Origin of the sequence: Pseudomonas sp. MWU12-3088 (genome assembly GCF_023242405.1) — a bacterium.
Taxonomy (GTDB): Bacteria; Pseudomonadota; Gammaproteobacteria; order Pseudomonadales; family Pseudomonadaceae; genus Aquipseudomonas; species Aquipseudomonas kribbensis.
This window is the reverse complement of record NZ_JALJEA010000001.1, coordinates 931,545-948,882: the sequence shown is the minus strand read 5'-3', so window position 1 is coordinate 948,882 and position 17,338 is coordinate 931,545. Positions and strand designations below refer to the sequence as shown.

The following is a 17,338-nucleotide window of genomic DNA, read 5'->3' as shown; positions in this document are numbered from 1 at the left end:
CACGGCGAGAGTAGGCGAGCCGTCTGGCGTCCACCTTGTCTGCGCCATCGGAAGCGACTGCGCCAGCACCCACGTGATCTGCGCCATCGGAAGCGACTGCGCCAGCGCCCACGTGATCGGCACCATCGGATACGACTGCGCCAGCGCCCACGTGATCGGCACCGTCGGATGCGACTGCGCCAGCGCCCACGTGATCGGCGCCATCGGATGCGACTGCGCCAGCGCCCACGTGATCGGCGCCATCGGATGCGACTGCGCCGGCGCCTACATGGTCGGCCCCATCGGAAGCGACTGCCCCGGCGCCCACGTGATCGGCCCCATCGGAAGCGACTGCGCCAGCGCCCACGTGATCAGCACCATCGGAAGCGACTGCGCCAGCGCCCACGTGATCGGCACCATCGGAAGCGACTGCCCCGGCGCCCACGTGATCGGCGCCATCGGAAGCAACTGCACCAGCACCCACATGATCGGCACCGTCAGACGCGACGGCCTTGGCGCCAACGTGATCCGAACCATCCGAGGCAACCGAACCCGCACCCACATGATCCGCCCCGTCAGACGCCACAGCCTGCGCCTGCGCCGCCCAGACTTCGGGCATCACCACCACCGTTGCCGCGACTGCCAGGACCATGCCTGACCAAAGCTTGTGTTTCATGATTTTCTCCACGACCCATCAGCCACCCAGCATCCGAGCATTCCCCGTCGGTTGACGGTGTGGCTCGTTGGCCCCGGGGTTAACCAGATTGGCGATTGGCACGGGCGCGCCGCGAGGCGCACGGGTGTCGACGTTTTGCATGAAACCTGAACAGCGAACTGAAAAAGTATAGTTCGCCCCGATCGGGTGGCAGGTCCGGGGAGCACGAAGGCGATAGTCGGTTAACTTCCTTGCAGGCCAGGGCTAGAAGAAAATCAATCTAAAAGCCGCGTAGCGCAAAGCAGTGTGTTTGCTAGGCTCAAGAATGTAGGCGAAGACGCAGACTGATGCGCAAGCGGATAGCGAGGAAGCGTTGGGCGCGTTCCGAAGGGTACACGGTTAGAAAGAACCCCGCGCTGGGTTCCAGCCCTTATGCCGTGTGAAGCAGCAGAGCACATTGCCTGTACTGTGGGAGTCCTGAGAAACCTCGTAAGCCAGAGACCAGCACTGGCCGCCTACTCGAACACCAAAGCCCGCTTAATGCGGGCTTTGACGTTTCTGCGGGTTAGATGCTGGCCAGAGCTTGCGCCAGATCCGCACGCAGGTCCTCTATATCCTCGACGCCAACCGACAGGCGCACCAGGCTGTCACCGATGCCGAGCTTGGCGCGGGTTTCGGCCGGGATGGTGGCGTGGGTCATGATCGCCGGGTGCTCGATCAGGCTTTCCACACCGCCGAGGCTCTCGGCCAGGGCGAAGATCTGCACGTTTTCCAGAAAGCGCCGGGCGCCTGCCAGATCACTGTTCAGATCCAGGGAAATCATCCCGCCGAAACCGCGCATCTGACGCTTGGCCAGTTCATGCTGTGGATGCGACTCCAGACCTGGGTAGTAGACGCGCTTGACCAGCGGCTGTTGCTCCAGCCAGCGCGCCAGCTCCAGCGCGTTGCTGCAGTGACGCTCCATACGCAGCGCCAGGGTCTTCACACCGCGCAGCGTGAGGAACGCGTCGAACGGGCCGGAGATTGCACCGACGGCGTTCTGCAGAAAGCCCAGGCGCTCGGCCAGTGCAGGGTTGTCACCGACGACCGCGATGCCGCCGATCACGTCGGAGTGACCGTTCAGGTACTTGGTGGTCGAGTGCAGCACGATGTCGAAACCCAGTTCCAGCGGACGCTGGATCCATGGGCTGGCGAAGGTGTTGTCGGCCACGCAGATGATCCCGCGCGCCTTGCAGATGCGCGCAATGGCGGCGAGGTCGGAAAGGCTCAGCAGCGGGTTGGTCGGGGTTTCCACCATGACCATGCGCGTGTCGTCCTGCAGCGAGGCTTCGAACGCCGACATATCGGCCAGGTCGACGTAGCTGAAGCGATGTCCGGCGCTGCGCTGGCGCACCTTGTCGAACAAGCGGAAGGTGCCACCGTACAGGTCATTGCCGGACACGATGTGCGAGCCGGCGTCGATCAGTTCGAGCACCGTGGAAATCGTCGCCAACCCGGAAGCGAAGGCGAAGGCCTGGGTGCCGCCCTCCAGGTCCGCTACGCAGCGCTCCAGGGCAAAACGCGTCGGGTTGTGCGAGCGGCCGTAGTCGAAGCCCTTGTGCACGCCAGGGCTGTCTTGCAGGTACGTGGAATTGGCGTAGATCGGCGGCATCAGCGCGCCGGTGGTCGGGTCCGGCGTTTGTCCGGCATGGATCACGCGAGTGGCGAAACCCTGCGGGCGGGCGTTCTTGTCGTGCTGACTCATGCAAGGGATCTCCGTAGTTGGTTGAGCATGTCGACGCGGGTGATCAGGCCGTGGAAGCCCGATGCGTCGGCAATGATCGCCACCAGGCCGCTGCTGAGCACGGCTTCCAGTTCCGCCAGGGTCGCGGCGGGGGCGAGGGTTTGCAGTTTGTCCGTCATCGCGCTGGCGACGGGTTTGCTGAAGAGCGTGGCATCTTCGTGTACGCGCACCAGGATGTCCGATTCGTCGATCACGCCGACCAGTTGTTTGCCTTCCACCAGTACCGGCAGTTGCGAAACATCCGCCAGGCGCATGCGCTGGAACGCGGTCATCAGTGTGTCGTCCGGGCCGACGCTGACCACTTTGCCGTCTTCGAAGCGGCGGGCAATCAGGTCGCGCAGGTCGCCGTAGCGTTTGCGCTGCAACAGGCCCTGATCGGTCATCCACTGGTCGTTGTAGACCTTCGACAGATAGCGGGTACCGGTGTCGCAGACGAAGCTGACCACACGTTTCGGTACGGTCTGCTCACGGCAGTAACGCAGCGCGGCGGCGAGCAGGGTGCCGGTGGACGAACCACCGAGAATGCCCTCGGAACGCAGCAGCTGGCGGGCGTGATCGAAGCTTTCTTCGTCGCTGATCGAGTAGGCGCTGCGCACGCTCGACAGGTCGGTGATCGACGGAATGAAGTCTTCGCCGATGCCTTCCACCGCCCACGAACCGGCGGTGCCGAGGTGCTTGCTGCGGCTGTATTCAGCCATGACCGAACCGACCGGGTCGGCCAGGACCATCTCGAGATCCGGTTGTACGCGTTTGAAGAAACGGGTCAGGCCGGTCAGGGTGCCGGCGGAACCGACGCCGACCACGATGGCATCCAGATCATGCTCGGTCTGCGCCCAGATTTCCGGCGCGGTGCTGCATTCGTGGGCCAGCGGGTTGGCGGGGTTGTTGAACTGGTCGGCGAAGAAGGCGCCGGGAATGTCTTTCGCCAGACGGGCGGCGACGTCCTGATAGTACTCGGGGTGGCCCTTGCCGACGTCGGAGCGGGTGATATGCACTTCGGCGCCCATGGCCTTGAGGTGCAGGACTTTTTCCGTGGACATCTTGTCCGGTACCACCAGCACGACGCGGTAGCCCTTGGCGCGGCCGACCAGCGCCAGGCCCAGGCCGGTGTTGCCGGCAGTCGCTTCAACGATGGTGCCGCCGGGTTGCAGGCGACCGTCGCGCTCGGCGGCGTCAATCATCGCCAGGCCGATACGATCCTTGATCGAGCCGCCGGGGTTCTGGGATTCGAGCTTGAGAAACAGGGTGCACAGGCCGGTATCGAAGCGGGTGACTTGTACCAGCGGAGTATTGCCGATCAGCCCAAGTACGGCAGGGCGTGATTCCTTTGACATTTCTTCACCTCTTTGTGGTGTTGATCGCGTTCCATTCGCGGGGGAAAAGCTCGCGTGCAACATAGGCGCAGACATCAACTGTCGCAACCATTAGTCAGCGTGCAATTCAGCCATTTCGATCTAACCATAGAACGAAATCAGAGAAGGGAAGGGAGCGATTTACCGAGGTTTATATGAAGGCGTCATCGAGTATTCAAAGGGCGTCTTCAGCGGCAGGAACGGCTTGATCTGACGATGAATATCCGGCAGCGAAAACCGATCAGTGGTTGCTCATCAGACCGTGCAGGACACCCAGCCGCAAACCGGGTTCCGATGGCTCCATTTGCGCGATGCCGAACACTTTGAAGGCCGCGAGCATGACCACCAGACCGCCGGGCAGAATGCTCTGGCGATGGGACTGCAGGCCGGCGAGTTTCAGTTGCCGCACATTGCTGACCTCCAGCAGGCGAAGCGACAGCCGCAGCAGGCCGCCATAGGTAATGCCACCCTGACCGTAGTCGTTCAGGCGATTGGCCTTGAGTACTTTGGCCAGCATCCGTGCCGTGCCCGAGGAGCCGATGGTCTGCTGCCAGCCCTGGGCGCGATAGCGGCGGGCGACCTTTTCGAATTGCAGGATCGCCACCCGTTCGGCCTCTTGAAGGGCGCCGGGGGAAATCTCGCCATCGCGAAAGTAGCGTGCGCTCAAGGTGCCGCTGCCGATGGCGATGCTTTCGGTCAGCAACGGTTGCGAACCCTGGCCGAGGATCAGTTCGGTGGAGCCGCCGCCAATGTCCACCACCAGACGCATGTCATCGGCGACCGGCAAGGTGTGGGCCACACCGGCGTAGACCAGACGCGCTTCTTCGTGCCCGGAAATCACATCGATGCGAAAGCCCAGATGCCGCTCCGCACTGCCGAGAAACAACTGCGCATTGTCGGCCTCGCGCACGGCGCTGGTGGCCACCGCCCGCACACGACCCGGCTCGAAACCGCGCAGCTTTTTGCCGAACCGCGCCAGGGCCTGCCAGCCGCGATCCAGCGCCATTTCGTCGAGCGCCCGGCCATCGAATCCCTCGGCCAGCCGCACCGGTTCACGCAAGGTTTTCACTTCCTGAATCATGAAGCCCTTTCTGCTGCGGACCGACTGACCGATCATCATGCGAAACGCATTCGAACCGAGATCGATGGCAGCAAACAGCGAGGCGTCTTCTTTCATGGGAATCCTTGCAAAATCCACCGCCCCAGGCCCGGGCGGTTTGCGAGGATTCTGCAATGGCTTCGATGACAACCTGATGACGCGGGGAGGGCGGTTCAATGAATTTGGCGCTGTCATGACACTGTCATTATCGGGTGCCCATACTTGCCCTCAATACATCGCGTGCTTTTCATGATTTTGGCTGCCAACTTCGGCAGCTTTTTTTTGCCTGCGATTTGACTGGTCAGCGAAATTTGCAATTCGAAGGAATGCCCGATTAATATACGTTCCATATATATTTCATATCGGATTTTGCCATGGGCATCGTAAAGATTTCAGAGGACATGCACGAGAATCTGCGCATCTCCAGTAACGCACTGAGCCGCTCGATCAACGCGCAGGCCGAGCACTGGATGCGCATCGGCATGCTCGCCGAGCTGTATCCCGACCTCGATCACCACGCCATCTGCAGGTTGCTGATTCGCGCGGAGCAAGCGGGTGGTCTGGATCTGCAACAAATCTGTGCCCTGGCCGATGCCGCGCAGAACGTACCGGTCAAAGAGGCAGCCAAGGCATGAGAAACCCGATCAAGATCAACACCCGGGCCGAGATCGCCCAATCCCGTGTGGCTGCGCAATTGGCCGCCGAGGTGCTGGCGATGCTGGTGCCGCACGTCAAGGCCGGGGTTACAACGGATCAGCTCGACCGTTTGTGCAACGATTACATCGTCAATGTGCAGAAGGCGATTCCAGCCAACGTCGGTTATCACGGCTTCCCGAAAACCGTCTGCGCGTCGGTCAACGACGTGGTCTGTCACGGCATTCCATCGGGCACGCCGTTGAAGGATGGCGACATCCTCAACCTCGACATCGCCGTGATCAAGGACGGCTGGTTCGGCGACACCAGCCGCATGTACGTGGTCGGCCAGGCCTCGCCCGAGGCGCAGCATCTGATCAAGACCACCTACGAGGCCATGTGTGCCGGCATCCGCGTCGTGCGTCCGGGCGGCACCCTGGGTGACATCGGTCATGCGATCCAGAGCCTGGCGGAAAGGGAAGGTTTCAGCGTGGTGCGCGAGTACTGCGGGCACGGGATCGGCAAGGTCTATCACGATGAGCCGCAAGTACTGCATTACGGTTATCCGAATCAGGGCCTGAAGCTGAAAGCGGGGATGATCTTCACCATCGAGCCGATGCTCAATGCCGGCAAGCGCCATGTGAAGAACATGCCGGATGGCTGGACCGTGCTGACCAAGGATGGCTCGCTGTCGGCGCAGTGGGAACACATGGTGGCGGTGACGGAGGACGGGTTTGAGGTGTTGACGGTTTGGCCTGATCAGATCGAAGGTTTTACGGCCATCGCTTGAAAAAAAAGGCCACCGCAACCCGACGTTGCGGTGGCCGCAAATGACACGCGAAAAGTCCGCAGGTCAGTGAGCACCCGCGGCTTTGTTCAGATCGCTTTCGGCCCACTCGGTATAGACGCAAGCATCCGCCGTCGCCCAGCGCACCTGCACCGGATCGCCAGCCTTCAACGGCATCCCCGCCGCCGACAATGCCTTCACCGTCATCGAGGTCCCGCCTGAAGTCACCACGCTGCACGTCTGACTCTCACCCAGAAACAGCACCTCGACCACCTTCGCCGAAACCTCGTTCCAGCCCGCCGCCAACGGCTCGTCATTCGCCTGCTGCATACTCAACGCCAACGCCTTTTCCGGGCGCACCATCAGCAAAACATCCTGCCCGGTCTGCAATCCAGCGGTGAGCCGGATCGACAACGACTGCCCTTCAAAACTCGCCGCGGCATTGCCCTGTGCCTTGAGCTTGAGGAAGTTCGAGTTGCCGAGGAACGACGCCACAAATGCATTCGGCGGATTCTGGTACAGGTCATAACCGCTGCCGAGCCCGACAATCTTGCCGTGACTGAAAATCGCGATGCGCTGGGACAGGCGCATGGCTTCTTCCTGATCGTGGGTCACGTAGACGATGGTGATGCCGAGGCGACGGTGCAACTGGCGCAACTCGTCCTGCAAGTCTTCGCGCAGTTTCTTGTCCAGCGCACCGAGCGGTTCGTCCATCAGCAGAATGCGTGGTTCGTAAACCAGAGCGCGAGCGATGGCGACTCGTTGCTGCTGGCCGCCAGACAATTGCGAAGGACGACGATGGGCGAATTGTTCGAGCTGCACCAGTTTCAGCATCGCATCGACACGTTTGTCGCGCTCGGCCGCCGCGAGTTTGCGGATCGCCAACGGGAACGCGATGTTGTCGCGCACCGACAGATGCGGGAACAGCGAGTAACGCTGGAACACCATGCCGATGTCGCGCTTGTGCGGCGGCACATTCACCAACGACTGGCCGTTGACCAGGATCTCGCCGCTGCTCGGGGTTTCGAAGCCGGCAAGCATCGACAGCGTGGTGCTTTTGCCCGAGCCGCTGGAGCCGAGGAAGGTCAGGAATTCGCCGTCCTTGATGTCCAGCGAGATGTTGTCCACGGCGGCGAAGTCGCCGTAGTGCTTGTTCAGGTTGCGCAGGCTGACCAGGGGTTTGTCGTTCTGCTGGGATGCGTCTTTGATCACGGCACTCATGTCGTACTCCTGGCGCTCAGGCGCTGATTTCGTTGCGCCGGCGCAGCGCGGCGGCGATCACCATGACCAACACCGACAGGCCGATCAGCAGCGTCGAAGCGACGGCAATCACGGGCGTCAGGTCCTGGCGCAGGGTGGTCCACATTTTCACGGGAAGGGTTTGCAGGGTCGGGCTGGCCATCATCACGCTGAGCACCACTTCGTCCCACGAAACCAGAAAGGCGAAGAGGGCGCCGGCCACCATCCCCGGACGAATCGCCGGAAAGGTCACCTTGAACACCGCTTGCAGGCGTGACGCCCCGCAGATCACCGCGGCGTCTTCAATCGACTGATCGAACAGCTTCAGCGAGTTGATGATCGAGATGATGGTGAACGGCAGCGCGACGATCACATGGCTGACGACGAAGGCGAACATCGTCCCGGTGTAGCCGAGCTTGAGGAACAGCGCGTACACCGCCACGGCGATGATCACCAGCGGCACGATCATCGGCAGGGTGAACAGGCCGTAGAGCATTTCCCGGCCGGGAAAGCGCCCGCGCACCAGCGCAAAGGCAGTCGGCAAACCGAGGGCCACGGCGCAGATCGTGGTCAGCACCGCAACCTTGAGGCTGGCTGCTGCGGCGTTCATCCAGTCGGCATTGGAGAAGAACTGGCCGTACCATTTCAGCGTCCAGCCCGGTGGCGGGAACACCAGCCATTGGGACGAGCCGAACGACAGCAGCACGATGAACACGATCGGCAGCAGCAGAAACAGCGCGATCAGCCCGGTGGTGGCGTACAGGCCGAAGCGCATCCGGCGGCTCATGGCGTTGGGAGTCAGGAGCATGTCGGCTTACCTCGCGTTACTGGCGCCAACCGGGGATTCCGGCTGAAGCTTCAGGTAGAAGTAGAACAGCACCAGAGTGATGACGATCAGCAACGCGGCGCCGGCGCTGGCCAGGCCCCAGTTGAGGAACGATTGCACCTGCTGAATGATGAACTCCGGCAGCATCATGTTCTGCGCCCCGCCCAGCAGCGCCGGGGTGACGTAGTAACCGAGCGACATCACGAACACCATCAACCCGCCGGACGCCAGGCCCGGCCGGCACAGCGGCAGGAACACCCGGAAGAAGTTGGTCCACGGGCTGGCGCCACAGATCGAACCGGCCTGCAGGATCATCGGGTCGATGGCCTGCATGGTCGCCTGCAACGGCAGCACGATGAACGGGATCATGATGTAGCTCATGCCGATCACCACGCCGGTCAGGTTGTGCACCATTTCCAACGGTTGATCGATGATGCCCAGCGCCATCAGCGCCTTGTTGATCACGCCCGAAGCCTGCAGCAACACCAGCCACGAATAGGTGCGGGCGAGGAGGCTGGTCCACATCGACAGCAACACGATGTTGAGAATCCAGCGACCCCAGCCGCGCGGCACCAGGGTGATTGCCCAGGCCAGCGGGAAGCCCAGCAGCAGGCTGAATACGGTCACCAGTCCGGCCACCGAAAAGGTGTTGAACAGCACCCGGGCGTACGCCGAGTTGGCGAACAGTTGTTCATAGTTGCCAAGGCCCGGCACCGGTTCCAGCACGCCGCGCAACAGCAGGCCAATCAACGGCGCGAGAAAGAACAGGCCGAGGAACAGCAGCGCCGGCGCGAGGTTGCCGGCGCCGCGCCAGCGTTGCTTGAGGGACGGGACTGGCGCCATGGCACTGGCCTTTTTTCCGGCGGCCGACCCGGCAGCGCTGGCGGCGCTCCCGGTGGCAGTGGAGGGACGGGACGCGGTGGCCGCCATTTTCATTTGACCAGCCATTCGTTCCACCGTGTCGCGATGGCCTGGCCGTTCTTGGCCCAGTACGCGAAATCAAGAGTGATCTGATCCTTAGCGTAGGCAGTCGGCAGGTTCGGGGCCAGCGTCGAATCCAGACGCTGCACACTGTCGACGTTGACCGGGGCGTAGGCGGTCAGGTTGGAGAAGTCGGCCTGGCCCTTGGCGCTACTGGCGCTGGCCAGGAACTTCATCGCCGCGTCCTTGTTTTTCGAGCCCTTCGGCACGACCAGGATGTCGGCCATTACGAGGTTCTGTTTCCAGCTCACGCCCACCGGTGCGCCGTCTTCTTGCAGGGCATGAATCCGGCCGTTCCAGAACTGACCCATGCTCGCTTCACCGGAGGCCAGCAGTTGCTGCGACTGCGCGCCGCCGCCCCACCAGACGATGTCTTTCTTGATGGTGTCGAGTTTCTTGAAGGCGCGATCCAGGTCCAGCGGGTAGAGCTTGTCGGCCGGCACGCCGTCGGCGAGCAGGGCCAGTTCGAGCACGCCGGGGCTCGGCCATTTATACAGGGCGCGTTTGCCGGGATAGGTCTTGGTGTCGAACAGCGCGCTCCAGTCCTGCGGCTTGCTGGCGCCGAGCTTGCCCTCGTTGTAGCCGAGGACAAAGGAGAAGAAGAACGAACCGACGCCGTAGTCGCTGACGAAACGCGGGTCGATCTTGTCGCGCTGGATCTGTTTGAAATCGAGGGGTTCGAGCAGGCCTTCGGAGGCGGCGCGCAGGGCGAAGTCCGCTTCAACGTCGACCACGTCCCATTGCACGTTGCCGCTTTCGACCATGGCCTTGAGTTTGCCGTAGTCGGTCGGGCCGTCCTGTACGACGGTGATGCCGCTGGCCTTGCTGAACGGATCAGCCCAGGCCTGTTTCTGCGCATCCTGGGTGCTACCGCCCCAGCTGACAAAGTTCACACTCTCGGCGGCCATCGCGGCCTGGCCGGTCACGCTCAGCAGTCCCGCAAGAAAGATCGCGGTTGCAGCTTTGTTCAACACCATTTTTACGCCCTCATTGTTGTGTTTTTGAGCGGGCTTGCGTTGTTGCCCGCCTGTCGGGAGCAGTAGCTGGACGGTTTTTCAGGTCGTCCGGTCTATGGAATATCATATTATGGTATTCCAAACTTTGTGCAAGCACTTTGCCTTACCGGCTATCTGGCAAACGGGGTTATTCGGTGAACGGAATGCTCTCGACCACCTCAAGATCGTAGCCGGTCAAACCGGCGTATTTGAGCGGCGGGCCCAGGTGGCGCAGCTTGCCGACGCCCAGGTTCTGCAGAATCTGCGCCCCGGTGCCGACCTCCGAATAGATCCGCGATTGCGAGCGACTGAACTGCCGTGGCGGCTGTGTCAGCTGCGGCACCCGCTCCAGCAACGCTTGCGACGACTCATGATTGGCCAGCACCACGACCACGCCATGCCCTTCGGCCGCGACCCGTTGCAGCGCTGCCCACAACGTCCAGTTCGTCGGCCCGCTGTACTCGGCACCCACCAGATCGCGAAGCGGATCGATCACATGCACACGCACCAGCGTCGGCTCTTCACGGCGCAATTCACCCATGACCATCGCCATGTGCACGCCGCCCTCGATACGATCTTCGAAAGTGATCAAACGGAACGTGCCATGCACCGTCGGCAACTCCCGCTCGCCGATGCGCTCGATGGTGTGTTCGGTGCTCAGGCGATAGTGAATCAGGTCGGCGATGGTGCCGATCTTGATCCCGTGCTTGCGCGCAAAGACTTCCAGATCCGGGCGGCGGGCCATGGTGCCGTCGTCGTTCATCACCTCGACGATCACCGAGGCCGGCGTGAAACCCGCCAGCCGCGCCAGATCACAACCGGCCTCGGTGTGGCCGGCCCGGGTCAGCACGCCACCTTCCTTGGCGCGCAGCGGGAAGATGTGGCCGGGCTGCACCAGGTCTTCAGCGCGAGCATTTGGCGCCACCGCAGCGGCCACCGTGCAAGCGCGGTCGGCAGCAGAAATGCCGGTAGTCACGCCGACCGCCGCTTCGATGGAAACCGTGAACGCGGTACTGAACACGCTGCCATTGCTCGGCACCATTTGCTCAAGTCCCAGGCGTTGGCAATGATCGTCGGTCAACGTCAGGCAAATCAGCCCGCGGGCTTCACGGGCCATAAAACTGATCGCCTCGGGTGTGCAACGGTCGGCGGCCAGCAGCAGGTCGCCTTCGTTTTCCCGGTCTTCGTCATCGACCAGCAACACCATTTTGCCGAGGCGATAATCTTCGATGATTTCTTCGATGCTGTTGAAGGCCATGCTGGACTCTCGATTTTGGTGAAATTCGTGGTATACCATAATACAAATTTAACCAAGAGGTCACTATGAAGGCGTACTGGATTGCTCACGTGGACATCACCGATCCCGATCACTACAGCCAATACACCCAACGCGCGCCGAAAGCATTCGCCGAGTTCGGCGCGAAGTTCCTGGCCAGAGGCGGGCGCAGCGAAGCGATGGAAGGCCGGACGACGCCTCAGCGCAGCGTGGTGATCGAGTTCGACAGCTACGAGCAGGCGGTGGCGTGCTACCGCTCGGCGGCGTATCAGGAAGCGAAAAGCTACCGCGAGGAGTGGGCGAGGGCGGAGATCATTATTGTGGAAGGGATGGCGCCGTAACGTCTTGCCTGCAAATCCGCAGGAACTACAGAATCGAACGCGGCCGCGATCTTTTGATATTTTTTCTGGATCAGGAGATCGCCCGCCGGACGGAATTTAATGCCTGCGGTTTGCACGGTGTGCTCTAAGGGAATATTGATGCGCATGACAAAAGGTATGTTTGCAGGTGGGCGAGTGGGCCTCTGGCTGGTGGGTGCGCTATTTGTAAATGCAGCCTTTCTGGCTTTTCTGATTTTCGGGAACAGTGCGAAGGGACGCGATCTGGAGATGATTAAAACCAAAGAGCCACTGCTGATCGAAGGGCAAGCTGGCGATGACAATTACTATGTCCTGCCGATGGGAACAACGCTATATCACGATAAAAGCTTTCCTGAAGGGCACGATCGTTATGTGGTGTATCTGAATCACAAAGGTGCCATTGCCCACGAAGAAGTCCCGATGAAGCCTGAATATGGCGGTTCTTTTATCGATCCTCTTTGGCTGGCCAATATTGATGCCGATACCTTAAAGGACATTTTCAAGCGTTTCCCGCTATCCAAGAAAGACATCTCCGCTGCTCTCAAAGCCAATGAAATCACCAAGGATGATCTGGCGGATATCATTCGTGCGATGCCGGACTGAGCACCCATCTACCGATGAATCGGGCCGGGCTCTGTATTTCCTGCAAGTGACGGTTGATCAGCGCATGAAATGAATCTTGCCGCTGTCGTCATTGCCCATGTACATGCCATAGACCCCGGCCTGGCGTTCCTCGATGTAGCGTTCGAGGATCTGCCGGATTGCCGGGTAGTAGATCTGCTCCCACGGGATGTCTTCAGGGGCGAAGAATTTGCAGTCCCGGGTTTCCGGGCCGTACTGGCCGGTGATTTCCAGTGCGAGGGCGCGGAAGATGATGTAGACCTCGCTAATCTTCGGCACGCTGAAGATCGAGTACGGCGAGACGATTTCCGCGCGTACGCCGCTTTCTTCCCAGACTTCGCGCAGGGCGGCCTGTTCGGTGGTTTCGCCGCTTTCCATGAAACCGGCGGGCAGGGTCCAGGTGCCCGGGCGTGGGGGAATCGCCCGCTGGCACAAGAGGTATTTGCCGTCCTGCTCGATGATGCAGCCGGCGATGATCTTCGGGTTCACATAGTGGATGTAGCCGCAGCCGCGGCACATCAGGCGCTCGTGCGTATCGCCCGGCGGCACTTGCTGACCGAGGTCGGCGCCACCGCATTTCGGGCAAAAGCTCGGGCTGAACATGTCAGTGACCTATGCGTGGTTCTTTCAGCGCGATGGGCAGGGTGATCGCCGGTGTGGCGCCGGTTTCTTCCTGTTTACGCTTGAGGTACTCGAGGGCCACTGCCGCCGCCGCACGAACGTGATCGACGCACGCCTGATGCGCTGCGAGTGCGTCGCCGCTCTTGATCGCCTCGACCATTTTTTCCATTTCCTGGTTGCTCGCGCCGCGACGGTTTTCCTGGGACACCGAGGTCGCCCGCAGATAGCTGATCCGTGCCTGCAATTGACGCAACTGGGTGGCCGCGACATGGTTGCCCGAGCCTTCCAGCAGTACGTCGTAGAAACCCTGCACCGAATCGATCACCTGCTGCAGCTCGCCGTCCTTGAGCGCCTTGCGGTTCTCGTCGAGGGCTTTTTCCAGGGCCTTGATGTCCTTGGCCTTGGCGCGCAGGGTGAACAGCTGGACGATCAGGCCTTCGAGCACGCAACGCAGCTCATAGATGTCGACGGCATCGGCGAGGGTGATGATCGCCACGCGCGGGCCCTTGGCGTCGGCGAATTCCACCAGACCTTCGGACTCCAGGTGGCGCAAGGCTTCACGCACCGACGTACGGCTCACGCCCAGGCGATCGCACAGATCGCGCTCCACCAGGCGATCGCCCGGCAGCAGCTGGAAGTTCATGATGGCGCTTCGCAGTTTATCCAGCACGATTTCGCGCAGGGTGACGGGGTTGCGATTGACCTTGAAGCTGTCGTCGAGTGGCAGGCGTTTCATGGGGTCCGCTCTTTAAGTTGGCTGTCCATGCCAGACGGGCATTCAAACAGCCGAGGGGTTAACTGGAGGCCTCGGCGTCGGCTTCGGCGAAGGCTTCACGGGCGAGCCGGAAACTGTCCACGGCTGCCGGGACGCCGCAATAAATACCGACCTGAAGCAGAATTTCGCGTATTTGCTCACGACTCAGGCCGTTACGCAAGGCGCCGCGCACATGCAACTTGAGTTCATGCGGGCGGTTCAGCGCCGAGATCATCGCCAGGTTGATCATGCTGCGCTCCTTGAGCGACAGACCCTCCCGTCCCCAGACATGGCCCCAGCAGTATTCGGTGACCATTTCCTGCAGCGGACGGGTGAAGTCGTCGGCGTTCTCGATCGAGCGCTGCACGTAGGCTTCGCCGAGCACCTGGGTGCGGATCTTTAAACCCTTTTCATACTTGTCGTTGTTCATCATTACCCCTCACACCACCATTCCCTGTGGGAGCGAGCTTGCTCGCGATAGCGTCAGCTCCTGCAACATTGATGTCGACTGACACTACGCCTTCGCGAGCAAGCTCGCTCCCACAGTGTTTTGCATTGTTTTCTCAAGTCAGACTCGGCAACGCACCGAGCTTGCCCTTGTGATAGATCATCGGCGTCACTGGTTGCGCCGGCAGGATCAGGTTCTTCACTGCGCCGACGATGATCGCGTGGTCGCCACCGTCGTACTCGCGCCACAACTCGCACTCGATGATCGCCGTGGCCTTGGCGAGGATCGGGTTACCGAGCTCGCTCAAATGCCAGTCGATACCGTTGGCCTTGTCCTTGCCTTTGCCGGCGAAGGCGTAGGCCTCGGCGGTCTGGTCGGCGGACAGCAAATGGATCGCGAAACGCTTGCTGTCGCGCAGCACCGGGTAGGTATCGGAGGCGTAGTTGGGGCAGAACAGTACCAGCGCCGGATCAATCGACAGCGCACTGAAGGCGCTGGCGGTGATGCCGACAATGCCCCCGTCCGGGTCAAGGGTGGTGACCACCGTGACCCCGGACGGAAACGAGCTCATGACGTCTTTGTAAATGCCGGGTTCGATCATGTCGCAGGACTCCTAGCGCATCACAAACGGATCAGGCATCGGCGCCTGAGAGAGGTTGATCCACACCGTTTTCAGTTCGGTGTAGGCCAGCACCGAATCGATGCCGCTTTCGCGTCCATAGCCACTGTTCTTGAAGCCGCCGATCGGTGCCATCGCCGACACGGCGCGGTAGGTGTTGACCCAGATGATCCCCGAGCGCACGTCCCGGGCCAGACGATGGGCGCGGCCCAGATCGCGGGTCCAGATGCCGGCGGCGAGACCGAACTGCGAGTCGTTGGCAATCGCCAGCGCTTCGGCTTCGTCCTTGAAGCGGATGACCGATGCCACCGGACCGAACACTTCTTCCTGCATGATCTTCATCGAGTTGCGGTCGCATTCGAACAACGTCGGTTCGTAGAACCAGCCATCGCCCACACCGCTCGGGCGTTTGCCGCCCAGACGCAGGCGCGCACCTTCAGCGATGGCGTCGGCCACCAGACCTTCGACCACCGCCAGTTGCTGCGCAGTGGCCATCGGGCCCATTTCGCTGCTGTCTTCCTGCGGGTTGCCGATGCGGATGCGCTGGGCGCGTTCCACCAGTCGGCTGACGAATTCGTCGTAGATTTCGTCCTGCACCAGCAGTCGCGAACCGGATACACAACTCTGGCCGGACGCCGCGTATATCCCTGCGATGGCGCCATTGATTGCGCTTTCGAGATCAGCGTCGGCGAAGATGATGTTCGGCGACTTGCCGCCCAGTTCCAGCGACAGCTTGGCGAAGTTCTCGGCGCTGCTGCGCACCACATGCCGGGCTGTGGCCGCGCCGCCGGTGAAGGCGATCTTTCGAATCAACGGATGGCGGGTGAGGGCGGCGCCAGTGCTCGGGCCGTAACCGGTGACGACGTTGACCACGCCCGGTGGAATCCCGGCTTCGAGGGCCAGGCGCGCCAGTTCCAGAATGGTCGCCGAGGCGTGCTCGGACGGCTTGATCACGATGGTGTTACCGGCGGCCAGTGCTGGCGCCAGTTTGATCGCGGTCAGATAAAGCGGGCTGTTCCACGGAATGATCGCGGCGACCACACCCATGGCTTCGTGCACGGTGTAGGCAAACAGATCGGGCTTGTCCAGCGGCAGGGTGCCGCCTTCGAGTTTGTCGGCGAGGCCGGCGGTGTAGTGGAAAAACTCCGGCAGATAACCGACCTGACCCCGGGTTTCGCGGATCAGTTTGCCGTTGTCGCGGCTTTCCAGCTGCGCCAGTTGTTCCTTGTTTTCGGCGATCAGGTCACCGAGGCGACGCAGCAGTTTGCCGCGCGCGGTGGCGGTCAGGCCGCGCCATGCCGGGCTGTCGAAGGCGGTCTGTGCGGCTTGCACGGCGCGTTCGACGTCGGCCTCATCGGCGTCGGGCAGTTCGGCCCAAGGCTCGGCCAGTGCCGGGTTGAGGCTTTCGAAAGTCTTGCCGGAGAGGGCGTCGACCCATTCTCCGCCGATGCACATCTGGAAGCGTGCGAGTGTCATGCAACGATCCCCTTTATATGGTTTTGTCGGGCGTGTGCGGTTTCGAGAAATTCCAGCAGCGTCTGGTTCACCAGCCGAGGCGACTCTACCGGCATCATATGCCGTTGCTCGGGCAGCACGGCAACCTTCGCGCCGGGAATGCGCGCGGCCAGTTGCTCGGCCATTTCCGGGGTCGATCCGGGGTCCAGCTCGCCGGTGGCGATCAGCGTCGGCGCCTGGATGCTGCCCAGGTCGTCGGCGCGGTACATGTCTTGTGTGGCGAACAATTCGTAGGTGGTCAGGTAACCCTGCGGATCATTGCCGGCCAGGGTCTGGCGGATCGCGGCGATCTGCGCCGGGTTGGCCGCCTGATACTCACGGCTGAACCAGCGCGACAGCGCCGCTTCGGCATTCGCATCCGGCCCGTGTTCGGCAGCCTGGGCGGTGCGGGCGATGACGCCGGCGCGCTGCTCTTCGCTGCGGTTGAACACGCTGTTGAGCACCACCAGGCTTTTCAGGCGTTCCGGGTAATGCAGGGCAAAGGCCCGCGCCACCAGACCGCCCATGGAAAAACCGATCACCGATGCCAGCGGCAATTGCAGGTGGTCGAGCAGCTCCAGCAACTGATCGGCATAACCGAGCAGGGCGGTGCCGCTGGCCGGACGCGGGCTGGCGCCATGGCCGAGCATGTCGTAGGCGATCACCCGGTATTGCGTGGCCAGGCCAACGATCTGGCCGCCCCACATTTCTTTGTTCAGGCCCACGCCGTGGATCAACACCACGGGGTGGCCCTGGCCGGTCGCCAGATAACTGGTGCCGGCCGGGGTGAGTTCAGCGGTAGGCCGAATCATGGAGC

General features: G+C 61.8%; 19 protein-coding genes. 5 read left to right on the top strand and 14 right to left on the bottom strand.

The window, feature by feature from the left end; translation table 11 throughout:
- Positions 1-112: 112 nt before the first annotated feature.
- Complete coding sequence (locus M5B98_RS04225) at positions 113-637, top strand: hypothetical protein (protein WP_248741925.1); 525 nt, start codon at positions 113-115, stop codon at positions 635-637.
- 562 nt (positions 638-1,199) lie between these two features.
- On the opposite strand, the gene M5B98_RS04220 is transcribed toward M5B98_RS04225, so the two are convergent.
- The 3 genes from M5B98_RS04220 to M5B98_RS04210 form a co-directional block, all read right to left on the bottom strand.
- Positions 1,200-2,378, bottom strand: coding sequence for a trans-sulfuration enzyme family protein (locus M5B98_RS04220; RefSeq protein WP_248741924.1), 1,179 nt, complete (start codon positions 2,376-2,378; stop codon positions 1,200-1,202).
- Positions 2,375-3,751: a pyridoxal-phosphate dependent enzyme gene (locus M5B98_RS04215; protein WP_085711346.1), complete on the bottom strand. Its 1,377-nt coding sequence runs from the start codon at positions 3,749-3,751 to the stop codon at positions 2,375-2,377. The genes M5B98_RS04220 and M5B98_RS04215 overlap by 4 nt, the downstream gene beginning before the upstream one ends.
- 259 nt (positions 3,752-4,010) lie before the next feature.
- Positions 4,011-4,946: a Ppx/GppA family phosphatase gene (locus M5B98_RS04210; protein ID WP_248741923.1), complete on the bottom strand. Its 936-nt coding sequence runs from the start codon at positions 4,944-4,946 to the stop codon at positions 4,011-4,013.
- Between the two features lie 296 nt (positions 4,947-5,242).
- Here M5B98_RS04210 and M5B98_RS04205 point away from each other — a divergent pair, with 296 nt between their 5' ends.
- Together M5B98_RS04205 and map are read left to right on the top strand one after the other, a co-directional pair.
- On the top strand, positions 5,243-5,503 hold the full coding sequence (locus M5B98_RS04205; protein WP_248741922.1) for a ParD-like family protein: 261 nt from the start codon (positions 5,243-5,245) through the stop codon (positions 5,501-5,503).
- On the top strand, positions 5,500-6,291 hold the full coding sequence (map, locus tag M5B98_RS04200) for a type I methionyl aminopeptidase (protein WP_248741921.1): 792 nt from the start codon (positions 5,500-5,502) through the stop codon (positions 6,289-6,291). Before M5B98_RS04205 ends, map begins: the two co-directional genes overlap by 4 nt.
- A gap of 63 nt (positions 6,292-6,354) precedes the next feature.
- On the opposite strand, the gene M5B98_RS04195 is transcribed toward map, so the two are convergent.
- The 5 genes from M5B98_RS04195 to ribBA all read right to left on the bottom strand — a co-directional run bounded on the left by M5B98_RS04195 (position 6,355) and on the right by ribBA (position 11,587).
- Entirely contained in the window at positions 6,355-7,509 is a 1,155-nt protein-coding gene (locus tag M5B98_RS04195; protein WP_248741920.1) for an ABC transporter ATP-binding protein, read from the bottom strand.
- 16 nt (positions 7,510-7,525) lie between these two features.
- Positions 7,526-8,335 (bottom strand): ABC transporter permease, encoded by an 810-nt coding sequence (locus M5B98_RS04190; protein ID WP_085711341.1) that lies wholly within the window; start codon positions 8,333-8,335, stop codon positions 7,526-7,528.
- 6 nt (positions 8,336-8,341) lie between these two features.
- Entirely contained in the window at positions 8,342-9,289 is a 948-nt protein-coding gene (locus tag M5B98_RS04185; RefSeq protein WP_248742170.1) for an ABC transporter permease, read from the bottom strand.
- Complete coding sequence (locus M5B98_RS04180) at positions 9,286-10,311, bottom strand: ABC transporter substrate-binding protein (RefSeq protein WP_119426278.1); 1,026 nt, start codon at positions 10,309-10,311, stop codon at positions 9,286-9,288. Before M5B98_RS04180 ends, M5B98_RS04185 begins: the two co-directional genes overlap by 4 nt.
- A gap of 166 nt (positions 10,312-10,477) precedes the next feature.
- The gene (gene ribBA, locus M5B98_RS04175; protein WP_085711338.1) at positions 10,478-11,587 is read right to left on the bottom strand and encodes a bifunctional 3,4-dihydroxy-2-butanone-4-phosphate synthase/GTP cyclohydrolase II; all 1,110 of its coding nucleotides are present in this window, start codon (positions 11,585-11,587) and stop codon (positions 10,478-10,480) included.
- Between the two features lie 65 nt (positions 11,588-11,652).
- On the opposite strand from ribBA, the gene M5B98_RS04170 reads away from it, so the two are divergent.
- Together M5B98_RS04170 and M5B98_RS04165 are read left to right on the top strand one after the other, a co-directional pair.
- Entirely contained in the window at positions 11,653-11,946 is a 294-nt protein-coding gene (locus M5B98_RS04170; protein WP_248741919.1) for a DUF1330 domain-containing protein, read from the top strand.
- Between the two features lie 138 nt (positions 11,947-12,084).
- Entirely contained in the window at positions 12,085-12,567 is a 483-nt protein-coding gene (locus M5B98_RS04165) for a hypothetical protein (protein ID WP_248741918.1), read from the top strand.
- 57 nt (positions 12,568-12,624) lie between these two features.
- On the opposite strand, the gene M5B98_RS04160 is transcribed toward M5B98_RS04165, so the two are convergent.
- From M5B98_RS04160 to M5B98_RS04135, 6 genes are all read right to left on the bottom strand, one after another.
- The gene (locus tag M5B98_RS04160; protein WP_114883603.1) at positions 12,625-13,188 is read right to left on the bottom strand and encodes an NUDIX hydrolase; all 564 of its coding nucleotides are present in this window, start codon (positions 13,186-13,188) and stop codon (positions 12,625-12,627) included.
- A 1-nt stretch (position 13,189) separates the two neighbouring features.
- Entirely contained in the window at positions 13,190-13,942 is a 753-nt protein-coding gene (locus M5B98_RS04155) for a GntR family transcriptional regulator (protein WP_134826442.1), read from the bottom strand.
- A 58-nt stretch (positions 13,943-14,000) separates the two neighbouring features.
- Positions 14,001-14,390: a carboxymuconolactone decarboxylase family protein gene (locus M5B98_RS04150; protein ID WP_085605114.1), complete on the bottom strand. Its 390-nt coding sequence runs from the start codon at positions 14,388-14,390 to the stop codon at positions 14,001-14,003.
- A 133-nt stretch (positions 14,391-14,523) separates the two neighbouring features.
- The gene (locus M5B98_RS04145; RefSeq protein WP_134826443.1) at positions 14,524-15,009 is read right to left on the bottom strand and encodes a flavin reductase family protein; all 486 of its coding nucleotides are present in this window, start codon (positions 15,007-15,009) and stop codon (positions 14,524-14,526) included.
- 12 nt (positions 15,010-15,021) lie between these two features.
- Positions 15,022-16,503, bottom strand: a complete 1,482-nt coding sequence (locus M5B98_RS04140) for an aldehyde dehydrogenase (protein WP_248741917.1) — start codon at positions 16,501-16,503, stop codon at positions 15,022-15,024.
- Positions 16,500-17,333, bottom strand: a complete 834-nt coding sequence (locus M5B98_RS04135) for an alpha/beta fold hydrolase (protein WP_114883599.1) — start codon at positions 17,331-17,333, stop codon at positions 16,500-16,502. Before M5B98_RS04135 ends, M5B98_RS04140 begins: the two co-directional genes overlap by 4 nt.
- Positions 17,334-17,338 lie beyond the last annotated feature (5 nt).

Excerpts from the sequence above, each read along its gene's own strand:
- M5B98_RS04220 (WP_248741924.1), bottom strand. The coding sequence starts at position 2,378 with ATGAGTCAGCACGACAAGAACGCCCGCCCGCAGGGTTTCGCCACTCGC.
- M5B98_RS04215 (WP_085711346.1), bottom strand. The coding sequence starts at position 3,751 with ATGTCAAAGGAATCACGCCCTGCCGTACTTGGGCTGATCGGCAATACT.
- M5B98_RS04210 (WP_248741923.1), bottom strand. The coding sequence starts at position 4,946 with ATGAAAGAAGACGCCTCGCTGTTTGCTGCCATCGATCTCGGTTCGAAT.
- M5B98_RS04205 (WP_248741922.1), top strand. The coding sequence starts at position 5,243 with ATGGGCATCGTAAAGATTTCAGAGGACATGCACGAGAATCTGCGCATC.
- map (WP_248741921.1), top strand. The coding sequence starts at position 5,500 with ATGAGAAACCCGATCAAGATCAACACCCGGGCCGAGATCGCCCAATCC.
- M5B98_RS04195 (WP_248741920.1), bottom strand. The coding sequence starts at position 7,509 with ATGAGTGCCGTGATCAAAGACGCATCCCAGCAGAACGACAAACCCCTG.
- M5B98_RS04190 (WP_085711341.1), bottom strand. The coding sequence starts at position 8,335 with ATGCTCCTGACTCCCAACGCCATGAGCCGCCGGATGCGCTTCGGCCTG.
- M5B98_RS04185 (WP_248742170.1), bottom strand. The coding sequence starts at position 9,289 with ATGAAAATGGCGGCCACCGCGTCCCGTCCCTCCACTGCCACCGGGAGC.
- M5B98_RS04180 (WP_119426278.1), bottom strand. The coding sequence starts at position 10,311 with ATGGTGTTGAACAAAGCTGCAACCGCGATCTTTCTTGCGGGACTGCTG.
- ribBA (WP_085711338.1), bottom strand. The coding sequence starts at position 11,587 with ATGGCCTTCAACAGCATCGAAGAAATCATCGAAGATTATCGCCTCGGC.
- M5B98_RS04170 (WP_248741919.1), top strand. The coding sequence starts at position 11,653 with ATGAAGGCGTACTGGATTGCTCACGTGGACATCACCGATCCCGATCAC.
- M5B98_RS04165 (WP_248741918.1), top strand. The coding sequence starts at position 12,085 with ATGCGCATGACAAAAGGTATGTTTGCAGGTGGGCGAGTGGGCCTCTGG.
- M5B98_RS04160 (WP_114883603.1), bottom strand. The coding sequence starts at position 13,188 with ATGTTCAGCCCGAGCTTTTGCCCGAAATGCGGTGGCGCCGACCTCGGT.
- M5B98_RS04155 (WP_134826442.1), bottom strand. The coding sequence starts at position 13,942 with ATGAAACGCCTGCCACTCGACGACAGCTTCAAGGTCAATCGCAACCCC.
- M5B98_RS04150 (WP_085605114.1), bottom strand. The coding sequence starts at position 14,390 with ATGAACAACGACAAGTATGAAAAGGGTTTAAAGATCCGCACCCAGGTG.
- M5B98_RS04145 (WP_134826443.1), bottom strand. The coding sequence starts at position 15,009 with ATGATCGAACCCGGCATTTACAAAGACGTCATGAGCTCGTTTCCGTCC.
- M5B98_RS04140 (WP_248741917.1), bottom strand. The coding sequence starts at position 16,503 with ATGACACTCGCACGCTTCCAGATGTGCATCGGCGGAGAATGGGTCGAC.
- M5B98_RS04135 (WP_114883599.1), bottom strand. The coding sequence starts at position 17,333 with ATGATTCGGCCTACCGCTGAACTCACCCCGGCCGGCACCAGTTATCTG.